Annotated in this window: 8 protein-coding genes; 2 read left to right on the top strand and 6 right to left on the bottom strand. The window is 58.2% G+C overall.

The annotated features are described in order from the left end of the window. Window positions 1–92: 92 nt before the first annotated feature. From FAES_RS22380 to FAES_RS30845, 3 genes are all read right to left on the bottom strand, one after another. On the bottom strand, window positions 93–1,145 hold the full coding sequence (locus FAES_RS22380; RefSeq protein ID WP_015333466.1) for an AAA family ATPase: 1,053 nt from the start codon (window positions 1,143–1,145) through the stop codon (window positions 93–95). A 5-nt stretch (window positions 1,146–1,150) separates the two neighbouring features. Beyond that, entirely contained in the window at window positions 1,151–2,074 is a 924-nt protein-coding gene (locus FAES_RS22385) for a PorP/SprF family type IX secretion system membrane protein (protein ID WP_015333467.1), read from the bottom strand. 140 nt (window positions 2,075–2,214) lie between these two features. Beyond that, window positions 2,215–2,787, bottom strand: coding sequence for a Riean_0653 family protein (locus FAES_RS30845; protein ID WP_374755357.1), 573 nt, complete (start codon window positions 2,785–2,787; stop codon window positions 2,215–2,217). A gap of 285 nt (window positions 2,788–3,072) precedes the next feature. On the opposite strand from FAES_RS30845, the gene FAES_RS22395 reads away from it, so the two are divergent. Together FAES_RS22395 and FAES_RS22400 are read left to right on the top strand one after the other, a co-directional pair. Continuing rightward, window positions 3,073–4,413, top strand: coding sequence for a sugar porter family MFS transporter (locus tag FAES_RS22395; protein WP_015333468.1), 1,341 nt, complete (start codon window positions 3,073–3,075; stop codon window positions 4,411–4,413). A 73-nt stretch (window positions 4,414–4,486) separates the two neighbouring features. Then, window positions 4,487–5,344, top strand: a complete 858-nt coding sequence (locus FAES_RS22400) for a dienelactone hydrolase family protein (protein WP_015333469.1) — start codon at window positions 4,487–4,489, stop codon at window positions 5,342–5,344. Between the two features lie 72 nt (window positions 5,345–5,416). On the opposite strand, the gene FAES_RS22405 is transcribed toward FAES_RS22400, so the two are convergent. The 3 genes from FAES_RS22405 to FAES_RS30215 form a co-directional block, all read right to left on the bottom strand. Continuing rightward, window positions 5,417–7,849 (bottom strand): OmpA family protein, encoded by a 2,433-nt coding sequence (locus FAES_RS22405; protein WP_015333470.1) that lies wholly within the window; start codon window positions 7,847–7,849, stop codon window positions 5,417–5,419. Between the two features lie 98 nt (window positions 7,850–7,947). Beyond that, window positions 7,948–8,925: a PorP/SprF family type IX secretion system membrane protein gene (locus tag FAES_RS22410; RefSeq protein WP_015333471.1), complete on the bottom strand. Its 978-nt coding sequence runs from the start codon at window positions 8,923–8,925 to the stop codon at window positions 7,948–7,950. A gap of 107 nt (window positions 8,926–9,032) precedes the next feature. Further along, window positions 9,033–23,453 carry a T9SS C-terminal target domain-containing protein gene (locus FAES_RS30215; RefSeq protein ID WP_041258294.1) on the bottom strand — a complete coding sequence of 4,807 codons (14,421 nt, stop codon included), beginning with the start codon at window positions 23,451–23,453 and terminating at the stop codon, window positions 9,033–9,035. Window positions 23,454–23,560 lie beyond the last annotated feature (107 nt).

Consider the following 23,560-nt stretch of genomic DNA (forward strand, 5'->3'; position numbering starts at 1 on the left):
AAAGCACCGGAGGTGCCGAGTACATTGATGCTGTCATAGCAAGACAATGTACTCGGCACCTCCGGTGCTTTTTATGGCTTTATGGCCCGTTTCTAAAAACCCACGCGCATCCCTTCAATGCGCTCACCCGAGATCGTTTGCTGATCCATGTTGAAGATATCGGCCAGTGTCATCGGGTCGTTCGTGTGATGGTCGATACCCAGACTGCCCATCAGTGCGTTGGCTTTGGCGGCCGTCAGTTTACCAAACGCATAGTCGATCATGAGGCGCCCTTTACGAAGCAGCGCTTTGTCGAGCAGGCTTTTATTGGCGTTGAAAGTTGCGATAATCTGAATATGCAGACAATCAGCCAGCAGGCCATCCGTCAGGTTCAGGATATTCGAGACACTGTTGGTGTCGCCCCCGGCTTCGCGGGCCTGCAAAATTCGCTCGGCATCTTCGATGAGCAACACCGAGTCGCGCTGTTCGAGTAGGAACGGAATCAGGTCGGGCGAGGTCAGGTAGTTGGTCATGTAGGGCGGCAGAATCAGCATATTCTTCCGCACCAGCGAGCTGAGGTATTTGATGTAGGTGGTTTTGCCCGTGCCCGGTTCACCGTGCAGCAAAATCAGCCCTTTGTATTTGGGCCGGTTCAGCACCGATACCAGCCGCTCGTGCACCTCCGGGAAGCCGTCGTTGTAGTACAGCGACAGGTCGATGGTGGGTGGCTCGATATCGACCCGCTCCGTGTGCAATCCACCCAATCCGCTCTGAATGAGGTAAATATGCGTTTGTTCGGGTTCATGCTCGTAGACCAGCTGTTCAATACCGGCCAGGCAGTTATGCAGCACCTGCTCAGACCGGTAGTAGCCCGAAAACCGGCAATACGAATCGGCCATAAATTCGCCGTTCAGCATCACACCGTCGGGGTGGTGATACATCCGTTCGTTGGTGCGGAAGCCGTCGCGGCTCAGCCGCATCGACGCATTGATTACCCCAAAACCACGGCCCAACAACCACTCGTGCAGGTCTGTTTTGTAGTCTTCGTGCGAGAACAGGTAATTGGGGTACTCGCCGTACGTCTGAACAAAATGAGCCGCTAAGGGAAACTCGCGGTCTAAATCGTGGGTAATGAAAAGGTCCTGAATTGTGCGTTGATTGGGCATACGCCTTAAAAATAAGAAAACTTCAACGGATTGGGATTGGGCGTAAACCGAAAGGTCAGCTCATGAATGGTCGGCTGGAACGAACTATACGGTGCTTCGGGGGCTGTTGAGTTAAACTGATACCCTACCCGAATGTTGTTAGACAGCTGATAGTCAAGCGAAGCCTGTACATAATTGTACGTACCCACAAAGAACGTATTGTTCTGCCGGACCGATACGCCCAGGGCTGCTTTGTCGTGATACCAAAGGCGGGCGTTGAGATCAACGGCCAACGGTTCGCTACCCGCCCGCGACAACACCACCGAGGGCATCAGCAACAGGTCGTCGGAGAGGCGGAGTTTGGCACCGGCCTGCGCATACACCGGATTACGAAATGCCAGCCCCGTAAATTTCTCCATTCGGACGCTGATTTCGGGCATCGACAGGCCAATAAACAGTTTTTCGGCGTCGTAATACAGGCCCGCTCCGGCGCCAAACAAGGCGCTGGTTCCGCCCACGTTGGTACCCACGCCGATGACGGGAATAAAACTCACGCTCCCCTGCACCCCCACAAACAGGCGGGCCAGATTGGGCAGATCGATGCGGTACGACAGGGCCGGGCTGATGGCCACCGTGCCGAGCGTGCTGTTGCGGTCGTTGAGTACCTGAAGCCCCAAGCCAAACCGGCCCGTACCGAGCTGCCCGTCTGCCGCAAACGTCTGCGTGATAGGCGTGGCAATCTGCTGCGAATTCTGGCTTAAAAAGCTGAACAGCCGCCCCCGAAACGCAAGCGTCATGCTGAAATCTTCGCGTACGCCCGCGAAAGCCGGGTTGATGGCCATCGGGTTAAACATATACTGCGAATACAGCACCTCTTTCTGAGCCAGCGCCGATTGGGCCACGCTCAGTCCGACGAGTACATACCACAGCAAACAAAAACGATTGATCATGTCTAGAGGAAATCGACAAAGGTGGCAATTTCCCCTATTTCAAGCGCATTTCCTATGCCAGGATAACCTACCAGCAAGTCGAAACAGCCTACACAGATCGGATCTTCGGTTATAGCTTTGGCTACCCGAACGGCTCAGCCCTATTGGGTGCGCGGGTTCACGTCAAACCGGCCGTTGGTGACCGTAACGGTACGGCCCCCGGGCGTTGCCGCTGTAAACTCAAACGTACCTGCCACTATGCCTGTGGTAGTATCCGCTTTAACCAAGTTGATCCAGCCTGTGTAGTTGGCTGACGTGACATATTCGTCGCCGTTGCTGGAAATATATAAGCCGTAATCTTTTGGAGAGACGGCGGCAGGGGATACAGCTGTAGTAAAAGTCAACGGATACCGGCCTGGCTTACTATTATTTAACAGAAGATTGACTTGTTGCTTGTCTTTCGCATGCGCGAGAACAAAAATGCCTATTTGTGTAGCTATAGACCCAAATCTCAGAGATAGACCTCCAGTTACTGGCTTTATGCCCGAAAAAGCGGGCCCGCCATCGGGTACGTATGCGTTACCATTGATTAGGCAGCCAAACGTATTCTGCCCACTTTGACTGGGTCTGGGCAATGGGTCCTGGCTACAGGTGCTCAGCACAACATCGGCGAGAACCAGACTTGTCAACCGTAACAAGACAACGCACGAACGTATAGGGTTGGTCGATCTCATTTTTATACCGAATGCCCAGCAGAAGCGCAGCCTTGTAAAACCATGATAAAGATGTCCGCAAGTGTAGGCATATAAGTCGCTCCTGTAAGTATACACAATAGCAAGATCTATTAAACGAGCCCCTCAAGTCGTTATAGTCATCCCCCCATGCTGACCGTGGTAGTCAGGGGGTATCGTAGGGCAGCTCATCGGTTTCATTACCTTTGTGCTCAGCCGTTTTACAGACAAATGGCTTCGTAACCATCCGGTTTACGGGTGTTTTTACCGCATACTATTCCTATCTCTATGGCTAACCGTACTGTACTTTATTGGTCGATTGTGGTCGCACTCGGCGGCTTCTTATTTGGCTTCGACACCGCCGTGATTTCGGGGGCTGAGCGGGCCATCCAGCAACTCTGGCAGCTTAGTTCCGTTCAGCACGGCTTCACCGTCTCCATTGCGCTGATCGGCACCGTTGTTGGCTCGCTGATCGGCGGCATACCAGCCGATCGCTTCGGCCGCCGGGCTACGCTGTTTGGCATTGCGGCCCTGTACCTGATCTCGGCGCTGGGCTCGGCGCTGGCAACCGACTGGACTATCTTTCTGATCTTCCGCTTCCTGGGTGGGCTGGGCGTAGGAGCTTCGTCGGTAGCGGCACCGCTCTACATCGCCGAAGTGTCACCGGCGGCCTCGCGGGGGCGCATGGTCGCGATGTTCCAGACCAACGTGGTGGCGGGCATCCTGGTCGCTTACCTGTCGAACTACCTCTTGCAGGGTGTTGGCGGCGACGAGTCGTGGCGCTGGATGCTGGGCGTGCAAACACTCCCATCGCTGGTATTCTTTCTGGCCCTGTTTGGCGTTCCTGAAAGCCCACGCTGGCTGGTGCTGAACCGGGGCGACAAAGCAGGCGCGCTGGCGACGTTGCAAAAGGTCGATCCGGCCACGGCTTCTGATACGCTGGCGGCTATCGTGGCCTCGGCCCAACAGCCCAAAACGGAGCAGGCAACGCCGCAGCCGTCGCTATTCAGCCGCGCCTACCGGCTTCCCATTATGCTGGCGGTGTTGTTTGCTGTGTTCAACCAGGTATCGGGCATCAACGCCATCATCTATTATGCCCCGCGCATTTTTGAGTTGGCTGGGCTGGGTACGTCGTCAGCCCTGCTATCGTCGGTCGGCATTGGCGTCGTCAACTTTCTGGCGTGTGTGCTGGCGCTCAATTTCATCGACCGTTTCGGGCGGCGCGTGCTGATGATTATCGGCTCAGTGGGGCTGGTGATCACGCTGGGTCTGGTGGCCTACGCGTTTGCGGGCAAGGGGCTCGGGGGTATGACCGTGCCCTTTCTGCTGTTTGCTTACATCGGCTTTTTCTCCTTCTCGCAGGGGGCCGTTATCTGGGTCTTCATCTCCGAAATTTTCCCCAACGAAGTGCGGGCGAGCGGGCAGGCGCTGGGCAGTTTCACCCATTGGTTCATGGCCGCACTGATTGCCTTTTCCTTTCCGTACCTTACGGAACAATTCGGTCCCTCAACGCTCTTCGCCTTTTTCTGCCTGATGATGCTCCTGCAAGGGTTATTTGTGTGGCGACTTATGCCCGAAACCAAAGGCACGTCGCTGGAGCAGATGGATTCGGCCATTGTACTACATTAGGCTAACCGGCTGACGTTCATCATTATCTTCAGCCTGTTAGTCTCAGCCATCAACCCTTAAACCTCAAACGCTTATGGATCAGCGAATTATTAACCTTTTTGACGAATACACCCACAAGCCACTTCCCCGCGACGAGTTCATGAAACGGCTGGCCAAACTGACGGGTGGTATGGCAGCGGCAATGGCGACCCTACCGCTGCTGGAAATCAATTATGCCCATGCCGAAACCGTGCCTCATCAGGACGATCGGCTCGTTACGGAAACTATCACGTACCCCGGCGACAATACGACGATGAAGGGGTATCTGGCGCGGCCTAAAGCCAACGGTAAGTACCCGGCGGTGATCGTTATTCACGAAAACCGGGGGCTGAACCCACACATCGAAGACGTGACGCGCCGGATGGCGCTGGCTGGTTTTCTGGCGCTCGCCCCCGATGCCCTCTCAGGCGCAGGTGGCACCCCAACCGACGACGCCCAGATCCGGGAGCTGTTTGGCAAACTAGATATGACCCAAACCCGCAACAACTTCGTCAAGGCGGTCGATTACCTGCAAACCCGTCCCGACAGCACAGGCAAGGTCGGCTGCGTGGGTTTCTGCTGGGGTGGCGCCATGGCCAATCAGTTGGCGGTGAACGTACCCAGCCTCAAAGCTGCCGTGCCGTTCTATGGCCGTCAGCCCGAAGCCGCCGATGTACCCAAGATCAAAGCCGCAGTTCAACTGCATTATGGCGGGCTCGACGAGCGTGTCAACCAGGGCATTCCGGCCTACGAAGAAGCGCTCAAAAAGGCGGGCGTGCCGTACGAACTCTATGTGTACGATGGCGCTCAACACGCCTTTCATAACGACACGGCGCCTACCCGTTACAACGAAGCGGCCGCCAAACTAGCCTGGAGCCGCACCGTCGACTTCCTGAAAAAGCGGTTAGCCTAGCAATGCTACGACCTGCAAACAAAGAGCCCCGCCTAAACCAGGTGGGGCTCTTTGTTTGCAGGTACGTACCCGTTACTCAATGCGGAGAATCTTGATCTCGGTGCGCCGATTCTGCTGGTGCTGCTCTTCGGTGCAGTCGATTCCGTTGGTGCAATCATTGACCAGCAGCGTCTCGCCATAGCCTTTGGCCTTCAGTCGTGACTTGGCAATCCCTTTCGAGGCAATGTAGTTGATGGCGGCTTTGGCCCGCGCACTCGACAGCGTTTTGTTATACGTATCGGTACCCCGGCTGTCGGTATGCGACCGCAACTCGATTGACATCTTCGGGTACGTTTCCAGCATCGTCACCAGCTTGTCGAGCTCCTGAGCGGCATCCGAACGGATAACCGACTGGTTTTTGTCATAATAGATATCGTCAACGCGCAGCACAACCCCAGTGCCAAACATGGTCAGGTTCGGGTCACCGCTGCCATCGCTATTGATGCGGCTGGCTTTCGAGGCCATGCGCTTGTATTTACCTTCGAGGCGATAGGCGCAGCCCGTCAGGGTTGTGAATGAATAGGCCCCGTCACTATCCGACCATAACTCCGTTACCTCATTCGAGCATTCGTTGGTCAGCAACACCCGGACGTCGCGCAGTGGTCGCCCATCGGTCTGACTCGTTACGTGGCCTGTTTGCCGTTTCACCGTACCGCTGATAAGGGCCCCCGTTCTGGTGGCGATGGATGCCGTAGTCACAACGGGCCGTTCCAGGGCCAGTTCGAGACGCGAGGGCTGATCATCGTCCAGGTTGCGCGTCGAGAAGCCCATCTTCGTGTCGACGTACCCGTTGCGCATGGCCGTGAAATGGAAATCACTTTCGGCGTCCACGCACAGCCGGATCGTCCCTTCGTCGTCGGTGATCAGTTCTTTGCGTTCGTTGCCCGGTTCGCCCCCTTCAACCATCACCTGCGTTTTGGGCAGTGGTTCCTTGGTGTTTTCGTCATACACACTGACGGTCAGCTGTCGGCAGGGGTACAAGGACCCTTCCCGATCGAAGCGGTAGATGTCGTCATCGGCCCCGCCATGTTTCCGGTTGCTGCTGAAGTAGCCCGATTTGCGGTTGCCGTCGGTAACGATACCAAAATCGTCGCTGGCCGAATTGAACGGTTCACCCAGATTTTTCACCACGTTGGTCGGCTTACCGTCGGGGGTCATTTTCGCGAAGAACAGATCCAGTTCCCCCATTCCCGGTAGCCCGTTCGAGGCGAAATAGAGGTTGTTCTTTTCGTCGACAAACGGAAACAGCTCGTTGCCTTTCGTGTTCACCTCCGGCCCAAGATTCATCGGAACCGACCAGCGCGTGCCTTCCCAGCGAGAGATGTACAGGTCCGTACCGCCGTAGCCACCGGGCATATCCGAGGCAAAATAGAGCCGAAGGCCATCGCGGCTGAGGGTGGGATGCCCCGTCGAGTAATCGTCGCTGTTGAAGGGCATTTCCTCGATAGCGCCCCAGACTCCATTGGTTTGGCGAGCCGTGTAGAGCTTGAGTTTGTTGACCCCATCCGTGCTACGCCCGACCTGCCCGTTGTTGAAGTTATTCCGGGTAAAAATTACCTGCGAGCCATCGCGGCTGAACGTAGCCGGCCCTTCGTGATATTTGGTATTCAGCGATCGGCCAAACCGCTCGGTTTCCGATACGGGTTCGAGGCCGTAACCATCACCCGCCGTAACCTGATTGCTGCCGAAAACGCCGACAGTGCGGCTATCGTTGGCCGTACGGGGGGTAAAATCGTCGCTACCCAGCACCGTATACGATTGTTTGCGGAGCAGCCGCTGCGCCGCCCGGCTCTCGCTCAGGCTGGCCAGGGCGTCGGTTGCCCCGACGGCACTTAGCTCCGGCACAAAATACAAATCGAGATACGAAGTACTCCCGTTGCCTTTAAAGACCCGCCGATAGCCTTTCGCCCGGCCTCCTTCGGTCACGAAAACCAGTCCGTTGCGGTAATACATCGGGCTGAATTCGGGCTTCCGGGTATTGATGTCCAGAAATTTGATCCGGTAGGTAGCAGCCGTCGTGTTGGTGAGGGCGCTTACATCGCGGTAAACTTTAGTCGACAGTTCAGGCACCCGACCATCGGCGTTTTGCTGGGCCGTGTACGTATCGAAGGCCTCCTGCGCTTCCTTGTACTTGCCGTTGCTGACCAGCGCCTGCGCATAATACAAGTAAGCATCTACCTGGCTGGCAGGTACGTTGCCATCGCCAATCAGGTTTCGGTAAACGCGCTCCGCGTTCTGGGAGTCACGCAGTTGGCGGTAACAATAACCCAGCCGGGCCAGCGCCGACCGGCTCGCTGCCTGGTTCGGGTAGTCGGCTTGCTGAAGGGCCTGTTCATATAGCGCAGCAGCTTCCGAGTAGGCCATTTTTGCAAACTGTTGGTCAGCCTGCTGCGCCGGACGCTGGGCAAACGCTGTTACTGCCAGTAGCAATAACAGTCCGATTTTTGGGAGAGAGCGAACAATCATACGCGCTAACGACAGTCAAATGAGTAAGTTAGCAAACAAAAGGGTATGCACTCAGACGAATACATACCCTATTCATGCAAATACTCTGCCGTTTTTTATTAGAAGTATCGCGGTGTAAGGATTTTGTTTTTACCATATCCGAACTCATACCGCAGCATCAGTTCGTGTGAATTGGGCGAGAACCGGCCCAGGCGATTCAGCATGTGGTCATAAGCATAACCGAACCGGATCTGATCGCTCAGCTGGAACTCCAGCAGCCCCACGATAGCATCGTTGGTAAAGCTGGAAAAGGTATAAAACTGATTCTTACGGAACGACGTACCGATGGCGACGCGGTCGTTGAGCCAGAGGTTCAGGTTGCCATCGAAACCCAGCGGAGCCCCTTCCGAATATTTCACCAGCATTGACGGCTTCAGCTTGATCGCCGGGCTCAGCCCGATAACAAACCCGGCCATCGCGTAGCCAACCCGCGCCTGCCGCGACCGGATGCCCGGCGCGCTGAAGTCGGTCAGGTTGTTGCGCAGCAGACGCGGTGCCGAAATGCCGATATACGAACGGTCGTTGCTCAGGTAAACCCCCGTACCGAAGTTGGGGAGCATCTTGTTGATGTCGACAGCGAAAGCCGGATCAGACGCTCCCGTTTGGCCCGGAGCCAACACAACGTCGGTCAGGCGGTTGCTGTAGGCCGATACTCCACCCGACAACCCCAGCGACAGGGTCGAGCGGTTACCCACCCGAAACCGGAACGCGTAGGTGAGGTAGCCGCCCGTCTCGGTCTGGTTCCCGATCCGGTCGTTGTAGAGCTGAATGCCGACCCCGATCCGCTCGCTGTTCAGGGGCATATCGGCGGTGAACGTAGCCGTTTGGGGCGCACCCTGCAAGCCAATCCACTGCGCCCGATACAGCGCCGTCATGCTCAACACATCGCGGCTGCCCGCGTAGGCCGGGTTCAGGGCCATCGTATTGAACATGTACTGCGAGAACATGGCGTCCTGCTGCGCCTGAACCTGAGCGGTAACCCCCAGGGCGAGCAGCACTGCCGCTGCCCAGCCTTTGACTGTATTTCTTGTTGACATGGTCAGTTAGAGTGCAATAGGTTCAGGTTGGTGGTCAACGTTTTCGATCGGGTCGTTACCGGGTGGCGATCGTCAGGCCGAAAACGTTGACCCTCAACCTCTTTTTCTTAGCGGCTCAGTGTCAGGTAGCGAACGTATTCACGACCATCGCTGAGGCGTACCACGTAGTAGTACGTACCTACCGGAAGGGCGTTGCCGCCGTCACCTGAGCTGATCTGTACACCGGTGTTGGCCGTACCATCCCAGTCGTTCTTGTAATCGTCGCTCACGTAGACGCGGTGGCCCCAGCGGTTGAAGACTTCAAGACTGACGGTCGTACCCTGCGTGCCACGGATGACGAACAGGTCGTTGATACCATCCCCGTTCGGCGAGAAACCTTCGGGGATGAACACCGTTTCGAGCGACAGCGGCAGGAACAGCGGCGTGGCTTCACGCTCGGTCAGATCCGTCGGGTTGTTGTTGCCGTTCGGGTCTGGGTTCATACCGTTGGTCGATGCGTCGCGGACGGTTTCGGCACCGGCCTTCGCTACGGCGTACACCGTGTTGAAGAACGTACCTGTCACCCCAGTGCTTGCCACGTTGATCCGTATCCGCAGGGTGTCGGTAGCGCCGACCGCGAGGGTGCTGGTCGAATCGCCCAGTACCAGCATCGGATCGGCCCCACCATTGAATCCTGGGTTCAGCTTCAGCTTACTACCCGCTGATGCAATTGGCATGCCAAGGACACTATAGCTGGCGCCCACCTGCTGATTAAATGTGTTCGTGAGCGTATCCGAGAGTGCTACGTTGGTCAGCTTCACCGTGCCGTAGTTTTTCACTACTACGCGGTACGTCACATCGTAGGTTCCGTTGGCCTGACGAGCCGTATCCTGGACCATCATGGCGACCCCAATGTGCGGTGCGCCCGGCAGGCTGTTGAGCACCACGAACGTACCCCGGTTGTTGTTGCGCGGATCCAGGTCGTTGTCGGGGTCGACGTTAGAGCCCGTGTTCGACGTATCGCGCACCGCAACCGAACCGTTCATGGCCGAACCGATCGCCAGGTTGGTGAAGGTCAGCGACGTGGCTTTCGACACATCGACCCGGGCCATCAACTGCACATACCGGATGGCTTTGGCAGGCAGGCTGCTGGCCGTCGTGTCGAGCATGTTGGTGAGCAAGCCCATACCTGTATAGTTCGGGTTTACCTTCAGCCCGGCATCAGCCGTCAGCGATACGCTCACTACCTGCGCGCCACTGCCGAAGGTCGCCGACAGGTCGTCGACTACCTGCACCTGGCTTAGGCCAACCGAACCCAGGTTGCAGACTTTGATGATGTAAGGCACATCCCAAACGTTGTCGGCCACCCGAACCGGCGTACCCACTTCTTTGGCAACACCCAGCAACGCGCTCGGCAGATCGAAGCGGACCATCGTTTTCGAGTTGTCGCTCGGCACAATCACGCTACCGGCATTTGAGCGATCGCTCAGCGTTTCGGTGCTGCCTTCCGGCTTAGCCGTGGCGTAAATCTGGCTGTAGAACGGCCCGGTACCATTTGGCTTCACGTTGATCACGTAGGTGATCGTATCCTGCTTGCCAGCGGCCAGGCGGCTCACCATCCCGTTCAGGTAGTACGGAGCAGTGGTCCCGTTGAAGTCGCCAGAGATCACCAGTTCGCTACCAGCGTTGACGGTCGGGGCGCTCACGATCGAGAACGTTGCCGGTGCCGGGAACGACACTCCTACGCTATCGATCAGGCTCACGTTGGTCAGCGGTGTGGTGCCGAAGTTCTTCACATACACCTTGTAGGTAACGTTGTAGCTATCGTCGGCCTGCTTCGCGATGCCGTCTACCGCCAGCGCTACACCCAATTGGGCCGTTTGTGCACCCGGTACGGTAATGAAGAAGGTTGAGCTACCACTGTTGTTGGTCGGGTCACCATCTTTATCCGGGTCCGCATCGAGGCCATCCACTGAGTCGTCTGTTACCGTCGCCGTGGTGTTGGTCGCCGTGGCGCGGGCCGTGTTGCTGAACGTGTACGACTGCAATGGGGTCACGCCAGCCGTTACGTCCATGACGAAGGTCGTGGTCTGTCCGGCAGCCAGTGTTCTGTTTGCCCCCAGCAGTTGGGTATCGGTACCTGTTCCGCTGTAGACCGGGTTGAACGTCAGAGCCGGGTCGGTTGCCGACAGGTTTACACTCCGCAGGTTGGCGACACCAAACACGGCACCTAGATTATCCGTAACGCCCACATTGGTCAGGTCTTCGTCGCCGAAGTTGGTCAGTGTGAAGGCGTAACGTACCGCCACCGTCGAGTCATTGACCAGTCGGGGCTGACCCACGATGTTCTTAGCCAGGCCAATGGTGCCGGGGCGGAACGGTGAGCTGTCGGTGACGGTCACGCTGGCCGTGTTGTTAGCGGTGCCCGGATCGTTCACGTCGCTGTAGGTAATGCTCGCCGTATTAACCACCGCACCTTTCTTGCTCAGACGTGCTACGAAGACAATCGAGTCAGACGCACCCACGGCCAGGCTATCAAAGCGTTTCAGGATAGACCCGTTGGCCACCGTGTAGTTGAGCGGTGCGTTACCAACCACCAGATTCAGGCCGGTCGGTAGTACGTCGCGGATGTCTACGTTGTACGCCTTGTCGGGACCATTGTTTGTCACCTTCAGGGTGTACGTCAGCGCTTCGCCTACTTTCGGCGACGTGTTGTTAACCAGTTTGGTCATCACGACGTCGGCCGATTGGGTGCTGTTGGTGCAATCGAATACTTTCACCACCACCTGAGCCGGCAGACTCACGCACTGCGTGGCTGTCTGTTCAAAGATGTAGTAAGTGCCAGCACCCGCCGTTGCCGGGTTCATCACCAGCGGTGAGGTCGGCGTGTTGCCCATGCGGAACTCATAAGTGCTGCCCGCCGTGGTCATGCTCAGCGCGTTGCTCAGGTTAACCGTCGTCGCCGGGCAGGTATTGCGCAGGTTAGCCACCACGGGGGCCGCTACCGGCGCTGCCACGTTGACAACCACAGGCGCCGAAGCGACCGAACTACAGCCGTTGGCATCTACCACCTGCACCGTATACGTACCGCTGCTGGCTACCGTGATGCTTTGCGACGTTGCCGACGTACCTGTCCACTGGTAGGTGTAACCGGCACCGGCTGGTGCGCTCAGCACAACCGAGCCACCCGCGCAGAGTTGCGTAGCACCCGCCACGGCGATGGTCGGCTGAAAAGCCGGGCCGTTCAGCTTCAGGACCATGGCATCGGTTTGAGCCGGGCATTGCGTGTTATTCGTTTTGGCCGACAGAGTCAGGGTTACCTGCCCGGCCTGTACATCGGCCGCGGAGGCCGTGTACAGTGCCGTTGGGCTGAAGGCATTGTCGAACGTACCGGTGCCACTGCTGGTCCACTGTACGGTCACGTTCTGCCCCGTCGTGCTTCCTTTCAATTTATACGTCTTGGCCGCGCAGATCGCGTCGTCGGCCCCGGCGTTCACCGTAACCGGGTTGTTGTCGCACGGCAGGATGTCGCCGCAAGCCCGGATCTGCACCTGGATGGCCGTCGGGAGGCTGTAGCAACCACCGGTCGTTTTCTCAACCACGTAGTACGTACCTGACACCGTCACGTTGGTGTTGGCCAACTTGCTGGCCGGGTTCAGATCAGGCGTCGTGTAGTATTCGAACGAACCACCCGTTGTTGCCACCGCACGTACCGCACTGGTCAGGTTCACCGAAGCGAACGGACAGGTGTTGGTCAGGTTGGTAACCACTGGCTGCGGCACTTTCGACAGCACCGTCACCACGATCGGGTTCGAGCGTACACTCTTACAGTTATCCGAGGTACAGCAGACAGCCGTGTAGGTTGCCGACAGAGCTGGCGTTACCGTGATGCTGCTACCCACTTGGTTGTTGCTCCAGACAGTGTAGGCACCGTTGGCACAACCACGAGCCGTCAGCGTGACTGGCGCACCGAAGCAGGTTGTAATCGCACCGTTCTGCGCACCCGCGGCGGCAATGACCGGTGCACCCGGCGAACCAACCGTCAGGCTAACCACTGGCGACCAGTCGCTGGCGCAGTTGCCCATCACACACTTCACAGCGTAGGTGGTGCTCACCTGCGGCGTTACCGTGATGCTGCTCGTGGTGCTGCCGTTGCTCCAGAGGTAGCTACCGTTCTCGCAGCCCTGAGCCGTCAGCGTCGCTTCGTCGCCGGCGCATACCGACAGTTTGTTGCTGCCAATCGTCGGCACGGTCGGGGTTACCACACCGATGTCGAACATCTCCGAGTGCGCGCTTACGCAGCCGTCAATTTCGCAGGTAGCGGTTACCCACACGTTGTACTGGTTCATGGTCAGCGACAGCACACTACCAACAACCCCGTTGCTCCAGACCACTTTGCCGTTGTCGCAGCCGGTAGCCGTGATCGACACCGGTTCACCGTAGCAGCGGTAGATCACGTGCGGCCCAGGAATAATCGGCGGGTTCACGTACTTGATCGTCGTGCTGGCACCGTTCACATCGAGGTCAGCGCAGAGGTTATTCGTCCGGATCAGGTTCAACACCTCGGTTCCCGTTGTCACGCCCGGCCGGATAACCGAGAGATCAAGCGCAGCCGGGTTGTACACCAGCGTGTGGATCGTGTAGAGACCTACCGCCGTGGCTGGTACCGTGAACGAAGCCGTCGGGCTGGTTTGCTGAATCACCAGGTTGTTCCCTTTTGTGAGCACGTACACCGTCGAGAAGCCAGTCGGCACAACACGATCCCCGTTGTCGGTCGCCGTGAGCGTTACCGCTGTCAGGCTCGAGGCGCAGATGTCAGCAGCCGGAGCGACCAACGTACCTGCTTTGGCGCTGCAATTCTCCGGTCCACGGTAACGAACCAGGATGCGTACCGACGGTTCGGTCGTGCATGAGCGGAAGCGGCAGGTCGCCGTGTAGTAGTTGACGGCGGCCGTTGGCGTCACCACGATACTGTTACCCGTTTCGTTGGTCGACCAGGTAACCGTGCCCGGGCAATTGTTCGTTACGGTCAGCGTCACGCTTTCGCCAGGGTTGATGGCCGTGCTTGAGGCCGCGATGGTCGGCACCGGCACGGGTACCACCGTGATCGTGTAGAGCGACGACGGCGCACTCAGGCAGGTATTGGCACCACCGCCCTGCTGGCAAACAGCCGAGTAGCTGGTTGTCATCGTCGGCGTTACCGTGATCATCGACTTGCCGTCGTCCTGCGGGCCAGTGCTCCAGATTGGTGTACCGGCGCAGTTCTGGATCGTCAGTTCAACCGATTCACCCGGGCAGACAACCGATGTGCTACACAGTACAGTCGGCGCTGGCGGCGTGGTCAGGTTGATGCTGATCGTGTTCGAGCGTGGGCTACCACAGGCGGCCGGCAGACGGCAGATGGCGTAGAAGACTTCGCCTGCCTGCGGTGCCACCGTAATCGACTGGCCTGTCATCTGGTTCGACCAGATCACCGTACCGCTGCTGCAACCGCTGGCGGTCAGCGTGACGCTGCCTCCGTTGCAGATGCTCGGTGAAGAGGCTGCGATGGTTGGTGCCGTACCCGACGTGCGCAGGATCACCCGTACCTCGTTCGAGCGGCTGCTTTCGCAGTTGTCGACCAGACAGGTAGCCGTGTAGGTCATGTTGCTGCCCGGCGTTACCACGATGGTATTACCCGTTTGAACCGTGTTGCTCCACTTCACAATACCGTTGGCACAGCCTTCCGTTACCGTCAGCGTTACCGACTCACCCGCACAGATAGCGGTGTTCGGGATAGCGCGGATCGTTGGTGCCGTTGGGCGGCCTACCGAGATCGCAATTGACCGCGACGGATCGCTTACGCACTCACGCACTTTGCAGTAGGCGTAGAAACTTTCGTTGGCCACCAGTGTCGTCGACATGACGCGACCGACGGCGTTGTTGCTCCAGTAAATCGTACCGTCTTCACAACCCGAGGCCGTCAGGCTAACCGTACCACCCACGCAAACCGAAGTCGTTGAGGCGACAATCGTCGGGTTGGTTACCGGAATCACGCGGATCGTGTAATCGCTTGAACGCGGGCTGGTGCAGGCGCCGTCTTTGCAAACGACCGAGTACGTACTGTTACCCGCCGTTGGCAGCACGACGATGCTGCTCGTGTTGTCACCCGTGCTCCACAGCGGCGTGCCGAGGCAGTTTTCAACCGTCAGGGTTACAGTTTCACCCGGGCAAACCTGCGTTTCGCTGCATACAACCGTTGGTTTCGGCAGCTCACCCACGCGGATGGTTACCTCACTCGACGGGCTGTAGCAGTTGTTGACGCGGCATTGGGCCGTGTAGCGGGTATCGGCGTTGACCGTTACCGAAATCACGCTGCCGATCTGGTTGTTGCTCCAGTAGACAGTACCGTTCCCACAGCCCGTTGCCGAGAGGCTAACCACCCCACCCACGCAGGTACGTTCGGCGCTGGCCAGTACTACCGGCGCAGGCGTTTTCGTCACCGTTATCGTGATGGCGTTCGAAGCCAGGCTGGTGCAGCTACCCACCACGCAGCTAGCGGTGTAGGTCGTTGTCACTCCCGGCACGACGATGATGTTCGTCCCGGTCATGCCGTTGCTCCAGCGAATCTCACCAGCGCAATCGCGAGCCGTGAGGGCGGTCGATTCCGTTTCACCGCAAAGCGATGTAACGGCGCAGGCGATCGTCGGGGCTGGTATCGTGCCACAATTGTCGAGCGTGATACCTGCCGAAGCCGTGTTGTTCTCCGGCTTGGTCGGGTCGTCGTTCGGACCGCTGATGCGGACGAAGTTAACCAGTGAGCCATTGCCCGTCACGCGAGCCTGAACGATCAGGCTGCGATCTGAACCGGCGTTCAGCGAACCAACCGACCAGACCCCGGTCGTGGCGTTGTACTCGTTGGCAGGCGTAGCGCTTACGAAGGCCAGACCAGCCGGCAGAACCTCGCTCACGATGACACCCGTTGCCGGTACAGGCCCATTGTTGATGGCTTTGATACCGTATGAAACCACATCACCTACCCGGTACGGGCCAGCCGTCAGTACTGATTTCTGGATCGCCAGATCAGCCAGGCAGGTTGCTACCCGCACCACTACCTCAACCGTAGTCAGGCTGGTGCAGCCGTTGGCGGCAACCGCTTGCGCCACGTAGGTTGTCGTTTGCGTCGGCGAGATGGTCAGGTTCCGGCCGCTGTCAACGATGCCTACCAGTTCGCCGGTGGCTTTGTTGGTCCAGCGGATGCGGGCGTTATCCGCAAAGCCGATCAGTTTGGTCATAGAGCCCTGGCAGATGGTGGCGTCCGGATCTTCGCACGATGCGCCGTATACCGTTGTCGGCCGTGGGCTCAGCATCACGATGACCGTGCTCTGGGCGGGCAGGCAGATGCCGTTGCCGTCCGGATCGTTGGTCGTTACCGTGAACTGCACCTGACCAGCCAGGATGTCGGCCGCCGAGGGCAGGTACGACGCCGTCAGGCTGTTGGCCCCGGTGAGGGTCCCTGCCGTTGCCGAATTCGATACCGTCCAGGTTACACCCGTTGCCGAACCACCGATGGTAGCCAGCAGCGTGAGGCGGTCACCAGCGCAGGCCGTACCTGACGTCAGCGTAGTCGATACCATTGCCACGTTGGTGCAGCGACAGTCGATTTGTGACACCGTCAGTACACCCGGCACGCTGTAGCAACCAGCCGGCGAGCGCTCGAAGAGGTAATACGTACCTGCGCCAACGGCGGTCAGGTTGCTCACCAGCGGGCTGGTTTCGCTGCTGGTCGTGCGCCATTCGAAGGTACCTCCCGGCAGCGATGGGCTGGCCGGTTGTACGGTCGTCAGGTTATACGTTTCGTTCAGGCAGATCGTCGCCTCGCGCGGCGTCAAAGTCGGCGCGTTGGGGCGCGGATTGACGTTGATCACTACCGGGATGCGATCGCTAATACAGCCTTCTGCCGTTTCAGCTTCTACATAGTAGGTCACGTCGGCGTTTGGCGCTACCGTGTACGACTGGGCGTTGGCCGTCGTGAAGGAGGCCACACCACCCGTTGCCTGCTGGTACCAGCGGATCACCACAGCACCGGCAGCGTTCGCACTCACCGAGGCGACACCACCGACGCAGATGCTGCTGTTGCTGACACCCGCTACCAGTACCACCGGCGTAGTGCATGAGGTACTGTAGACTCCGGCATCGACCGTGCGGTTATCGCGGCCAACGTTGCCCAGCGGCAGTGAAGCGTCGATTGCCACAGTCCGGCTGAAGCCATCGGCACCCGCATCGCTATCCAGCGTACGGTCGGTGCCAGCCTCGCGTTGCGTCAGGGTAAACCCGCTCGGCATCGTAAACTTCACGACATAGTTACCCGAGATCAGATTCTCAAAGAGGTAGAAACCGCTGGCATCCGTCAAGGTTTCGCTCAGCGGGTTGTCCAGATCAGCCGTCCCGAAGAGTTGAACCGTTACACCAGCCAAACCAGCGTTTGGCCCATCATTCTGAATACCGTCTTTGTTGGTATCCAGGAAGACGTAATCACCAATTGAACCGTATGGTACGATACCGGCATCGACGTTCGGGTTGTTACGAGCCGTGCTTGAGATCGGCTGCGTCACGTCGATGGTAATGACATCCGTCAGACCATCTTCGTTGGCATCGCTATCCAGCTCGTCGCCAACGCCCGGTTTCTTTGGTGTGGCGAATACGGTGCCGTTCGGAGCCGTGAATTTCACCACGTACTGGCCGCTCGGCAGGTTGCTGAACAGATAAGCCCCCGTGCTGCTGGTTGTCGTCGTAGCGATCGGTGTCGTGAGGTTGTTGGCCGCGTAAAGCTGCACCGTTGCCCCCGATACGCCGGGCTCTACCGCCGGATCGCCCTGCGTACCATCATTGTTGTAGTCAAACCAGACGTAGTTGCCAATCGAGCCCGTGTTACCGCGGAAACCAGCGTCGATCGTCGTGTTGCTTTCACCCGACGTCAACGTGAAGGTCGCCGTACGGCCCGTCAGCGGGTCGACATTCGAGTCAAGAGCCGGGTTACCACCCACCAGCGGCGTCACCGTTGTGAAGCCCGTCGGGGTTGTGAAGCCGACCGAGTAGCTATTGCTGCTGCCCGGCGTCAAGCCCGTGAACGAGTACAGGCCACTGCCATCGGTCGTCGTCGTTGCCACCGCTGAACCATTCTGGTAGAGGGTTACGACCACACCCGGAATCGGCGTGTCGCCCGGCGTTTGCGTATTGCTATTATCGGTATCGTTGAAGACGTAATCACCAATGGTGCCCAGTTTCACATACCCAGCGTCGAGACGCGGGTTGTCTTCACCGGCAGCCAGCGTTACCGACCGTGTACGGCCCGTTGCCGGGGTTACGTCTGAGTCAACCGTATCATCACCACCGGTTTGCAGGCTGGTGACGCCATACCCTACCGGCGTGGCGAAGCCCACCGAGTAGTTGTTCGACGTACCTGGCGCCAGGCCGGTGAATGAGTACAGGCCACTGGCATCCGTCGTCGTCGTTGCCACCGCCGTACCGTTCCGATAGAGCGTTACGATTACGCCCGGAATGGGTACGTCGCCTGCATCCTGAATACCGTTCACATTCTTGTCGTCAAATGCGTAGTTGCCCAGGCTAGCCAACGGTTGCTTGTAACCAGCATCGATCGTGGTATTGTTTTCGCCCGATGAAAGGGTAATCGACGCCGTGCGGCCCGTGAGGGGATCTACATCCGAATCGAGCGCTTTATCGGTACCCGACAGCGGGGTCGTAGCCGAATAGCCCATTGGCGTCGTGAAGCCTACTGAGTAACTGAACGACGTACCTGGAGCAAGACCGGTGAAGCTATACAGCCCGCTGGCGTCTGTGGTGGTGGTCGCTACAGGGTTGCCGTTCTGGTAGAGGGTTACGACTACACCCGGAATCGGCGTATCGCCTGCGTTCTGGACACCATTATTGTCGTTGTCCTGGAATACATAGTCTCCAATCGACGCCGGGCGGATAAAGCCTGCGTCAACCGTCGGATCAAACTGACCGGCGGTCAGCGTATAGGTTCCCGTTTGGCCCGTGAAGCCAATCAAATCGGAATCGAGGGCATCGTCGGTACCAGCATTCGGAATCGTCGCTCCAAAGCCAGCTGGTGTTGAGAAACCAACCCGGTAGACGTTCGCAGCACCTGATGCCAGCCCTGTGAAGCTGTACGCACCATTGATATCCGTCGTCGTTGTCATGACCGCTGAGCCATTCTGGTACAACGTGACTACTACACCGGCGATAGGTACGTCGCCTGCATCCTGGATGCCGTTGGCGTTCTTGTCTTCGAAGACGTAGTTACCCAAACCAGCCGATTGCTGATAGAAACCTGCATCCACTGAGGTGTTGCTCTCCCCTGAACTCAGCGTCAACGCCTGCGTCAAGCCAGTCACTACATCCGCATCCGAATCCAGCCCGTCATTGCTACCCACATTGGCCGAGGTGGCATCGAAGCCCGAGGGCTTGCCGAAGCCAACCACATAGCTATTCGACGTACCTGGCGTCAGGCCAGTGAATGAATACAAGCCACTGCCATCCGTCGTGGTCGTGGCCACGGCCGAGCCATTCTGGTAAAGCGTTACCAGCACACCTGAAATACCCGGCTCGCCGACATTCTGAAGCCCATCGCGGTTCTGGTCGTTGAAGACATAGTCACCCAACGAGGCTGGCCGGAAATAGCCCGCATCGACCGTCGAGTTAAACTCGTTGGCTGTCAGGCTATACACACCCGTCAAACCGTTGGCACCAGCATCTGAGTCCAGCGCGTCGTCGGAGCCCACATTGGCCAGCGTGCGGCTGTAGCCCGCCACTGTACCGAAGCCCACGGTGTAGGGCACACCCGGGGTCAGCCCCGTGAAGCTGTACAATCCGCTGGCATCGGTGGTGGTGGTACGCACCACCGACCCGGATTCATAGAGGCTAACCAACACACCCTGAATGGGTACGTCACCCGCGTCTTGGATGCCGTTCACATTCTTGTCTTCGAAGACGTAGTCACCCAAGCCTGCCGTCTGACGAATGAAGCCTGCGTCAACAGTCGTGTTATTTTCTCCTGACGTCAGCGTGTAGGAACCGGTACGGCCCGTCGACACGCTGGCATCTGAGTCAATCGCATCATTGCTACCCACATTGGCCGAGGTCGCTTCGAAGGCCGTGGGCTTACCAAACCGCAACGAATAGCTGTTGCGGCTACCCGGGGTCAGGCCCGTGAAGCTGTACAGACCGCTGGCATCCGTTAAGGTTGTTGCGACAGCTGAGCCATTTTGGAACAGCGAAACCACTACGCCCGGAATTGGCAAATCACCCGCATCCTGAATCCCATTCTTATTAACATCTTCAAACACGTAGTCGCCGAGTGAAGCCAGGTAATCGTTACGATCGCTCGTAGCGTAGAAACCGGCATCAAGACGATCGTTGTACTCATCCGGCATCAGCGTAACGGCCCGCGTCAGGCCCGTTACCGGGTTGGCATCTGAGTCGAGGGCGTCATCACCGCCAACCTGTGCGGCTGTTGCCGTCAGGTTTACCGGTGTGGCAAAGCCTACCGAATAGCTGAACGACGTACCTGGCGTCAGACCGATGAAGCTGTAGAAACCATCGCCGTTTGTTGCCGTCGTGGCCACAGCGCTACCGTTCAGGTAAAGTGTAACAGCGACACCATTGAGCGGGAAGTCCCCGGCATCCTGCACACCGTCTTTGTTACGGTCGTAGAAGACGTAGTTGCCCAACCGCGCAGTCGGTGTGGTATACCCGGCGTCGATGGTCGTGTTGCTTTCACCCGAGGCCAGCGTCACTGAGACGGTGCGGCCCGTCACCGGATCCACATCCGAGTCTAGTGATTTGTCGGTCCCCGACAGTGGGCTGGTGGCTGAGTAACCCGTCGGTGCGGTGAAGCCTACTGAATAGCTATTGCTGCTGCCCGGCGTCAGACCCGTGAAGCTGTAGAGCCCGCTACCATCGGTCGTCGTCGTTGCCACGGCCGAACCATTCTGATAGAGCGTCACCAGCACACCTGGTATCGGCGTGTCGCCTGCTGATTGCGTACCGTCCTTATCGTTATCCTGGAAGACGTAATCGCCAATAGAGCCTGGTCGGAAATAACCCGCATCCACCGTCGAGTTGAACTCGTTGGCCGTCAGGCTGTAAGCTCCCGTCATGCCGTTAACCCCAGCATCCGAATCCAGCGCGTCGTCAGAGCCCACGTTGGCCAGCGTACGGCTGTAGCCCGCTACTGTGCCGAAGCCCACGGTGTAGGGCACACCTGGGGTCAGACCCGTGAAGCTATAGAGACCGTTAGCATCAGTGGTCGTGGTACGCACCACCGACCCTGATTCATAGAGACTCACCAGCACACCCTGAATGGGTACGTCACCCGCGTCTTGGATGCCGTTGGCGTTCTTGTCTTCAAACACGTAGTCGCCCAAGCCTGCTGTCTGACGCGTAAAGCCCGCATCCACTGAGGTGTTGCTCTCCCCTGAACTCAGCGTCAACGCCTGCGTCAAGCCAGTCACTACATCCGCATCCGAATCCAGCCCGTCATTGCTACCCACATTGGCCGAGGTGGCATCGAAGCCCGAGGGCTTGCCGAAGCCAACCACATAGCTATTCGACGTACCTGGCGTCAGGCCAGTGAATGAATACAAGCCACTGCCATCCGTCGTGGTCGTGGCCACGGCCGAGCCATTCTGGTAAAGCGTTACCAGCACACCCGGCAGGGGCACATCGCCCGCATCCTGGATGCCGTTCTTGTTCTGATCATTGAAGACGTAGTCGCCCAACGAGGCCGGCCGGAAGTAGCCCATGTCCACCGTCGAGTTGAACTCGTTGGCCGTCAGGCTGTACACGCCCGCCAGCCCCGTCGCCGCGTTGCCGTCCGAGTCCAGCGCATCGTCTGAGCCCACGTTGGCCACCGTACCCCGGTAACCCGCCGGTGCGGCAAAGCTCACCGAGTAGGGTACGCCCGGGGTCAGCCCCGTGAAGCTGTAGAGACCGCTAGCATCGGTGGTGGTGGTACGCACCACACTGCCGTTGCTCAGCAAGCTCACCACCACCCCTGAGATGGGCACGTCGCCCGCGTCCTGGGTGCCGTTGAGGTTCTTGTCCTCGAAGACGTAGTCACCCAGCCCCGCCGTCAGCGGCGTGAAGCCCGCGTCCACGGTGGTGTTGCTCTCGCCCGAGGCCAGCGTCACCGAGGCGGTGCGCCCCGTCAGCGGGTCCACATCCGAGTCCAGGCTGCGGTCGGTACCCGATAGTGGGCTGGTAGCGGTGAAGTTGGTGGGCGTGGTGAAGCCTACTGAATAGCTATTGCTGCTACCCGGGGTCAGGCCCGTGAAGCTGTAGAGCCCATTGGCGTCGGTGGTGGTAGTAGCCACCGCCGAGCCGTTTTGGTAGAGCGTCACCAGCACACCCGGCAGGGGCGTGTCGCCTGTATTCTGGATGCCGTCTTTGTTCTTGTCCACGAAGGCGTAGTCACCAATCGAAGCCGGACGAAAATAGCCAGCGTCAACTGACGTATTGCTTTCGCCCGCCGTCAGAGTCACCGCACTCGCAAGTCCAGTAACGGGATCGGCATTGCTATCGAGGTTCCGGTCGGCGCCAGCTAGCGGTGTCGTTGCTGAGAAGCCCGTCGGCTTAGCGAAGCCAACCACGTAGCTATTCGACGTACCTGGCGTCAGGCCCGTAAAGGAATACAAGCCGCTACCATCCGTCGTGGTCGTGGCCACGGCCGAGCCATTCTGGTAAAGCGTTACCAACACACCCGGGATGGGTACGTCGCCCGCATCCTGAATGCCGTTTACATTCTTGTCGTCAAATACGTAATCGCCCAAGCTGGCGGTCACGCCCGGAATCACAACGATGTTGCAGCAGTTGCCGGTGGGGCAACCGTTGAGTGTAGCCTGAAATGAAAACGTGCCGGGTCCCTTAATAATCAGGTTACCCGACGCATCCACACTGGCGTTTGTCGTAGACGCCGAAATAGGCTGACCATCGGCCAACCACGTTACTGCCGAAAAACCAGCCGGTTTATCAACCTGATACTCATCACCGGCGTACCAGCTTAAGGGTACCGAAAAACAGGCATTGTCATAATCATCTTCCAGCAGACTACCGTTGCCCGGAATCGAATTAGCGTCGGTCTCATTCATCGCGCTCACTTCTGAGGCGCTAAACGCGACACCTTCCGCATCAACGCGGGCATTGATCAACAGCGTGACCGTTTGGCCCGCCGCGATGTTTCCAATGGCCCAACTCCCGAGGCCTGTAGCGCTCGTATAGTTGAAGGTACCGACCGAAGCCGTAGACGACAGGTACGTGCTGTAGCCGATGGCGATTGACTCACTCACGACAACGCCTGTTGCCGGCGCCGTGCCTGAGTTTGTGACGGTAACGGTGTACGTAACAACCTCACCAATCGCGGGCGTTGGGTTATTAATTGCCTTGTCGAGACTGAGGTTAACCGAACTCGACTGAGCAGCCGCGTTAATCCCGGTAAACACGCTCAAGCATAACAAAGTCAGGGCGCAGAGCTGACGGAAGCTGGTCATTGCTTGTCGGCTGGCCATAACAGCCCCAATCCGCGCTTGCATTAACGCGCGAAAACAGGCTGGTAGAGAGCCCGCTGGAGTGTCATACTGGTTGCGTAAAGGTTGAT

Origin of the sequence: Fibrella aestuarina BUZ 2 (genome assembly GCF_000331105.1) — a bacterium.
Classification (GTDB): Bacteria; Bacteroidota; Bacteroidia; order Cytophagales; family Spirosomataceae; genus Fibrella; species Fibrella aestuarina.

What these genes read in the sequence shown, in the direction of transcription:
- FAES_RS22380 (WP_015333466.1), bottom strand. Translation starts at nt 1,145, where the DNA reads ATGCCCAATCAACGCACAATTCAGGACCTTTTCATTACCCACGATTTA.
- FAES_RS22385 (WP_015333467.1), bottom strand. Translation starts at nt 2,074, where the DNA reads ATGATCAATCGTTTTTGTTTGCTGTGGTATGTACTCGTCGGACTGAGC.
- FAES_RS30845 (WP_374755357.1), bottom strand. Translation starts at nt 2,787, where the DNA reads ATGAGATCGACCAACCCTATACGTTCGTGCGTTGTCTTGTTACGGTTG.
- FAES_RS22395 (WP_015333468.1), top strand. Translation starts at nt 3,073, where the DNA reads ATGGCTAACCGTACTGTACTTTATTGGTCGATTGTGGTCGCACTCGGC.
- FAES_RS22400 (WP_015333469.1), top strand. Translation starts at nt 4,487, where the DNA reads ATGGATCAGCGAATTATTAACCTTTTTGACGAATACACCCACAAGCCA.
- FAES_RS22405 (WP_015333470.1), bottom strand. Translation starts at nt 7,849, where the DNA reads ATGATTGTTCGCTCTCTCCCAAAAATCGGACTGTTATTGCTACTGGCA.
- FAES_RS22410 (WP_015333471.1), bottom strand. Translation starts at nt 8,925, where the DNA reads ATGTCAACAAGAAATACAGTCAAAGGCTGGGCAGCGGCAGTGCTGCTC.
- FAES_RS30215 (WP_041258294.1), bottom strand. Translation starts at nt 23,453, where the DNA reads ATGACCAGCTTCCGTCAGCTCTGCGCCCTGACTTTGTTATGCTTGAGC.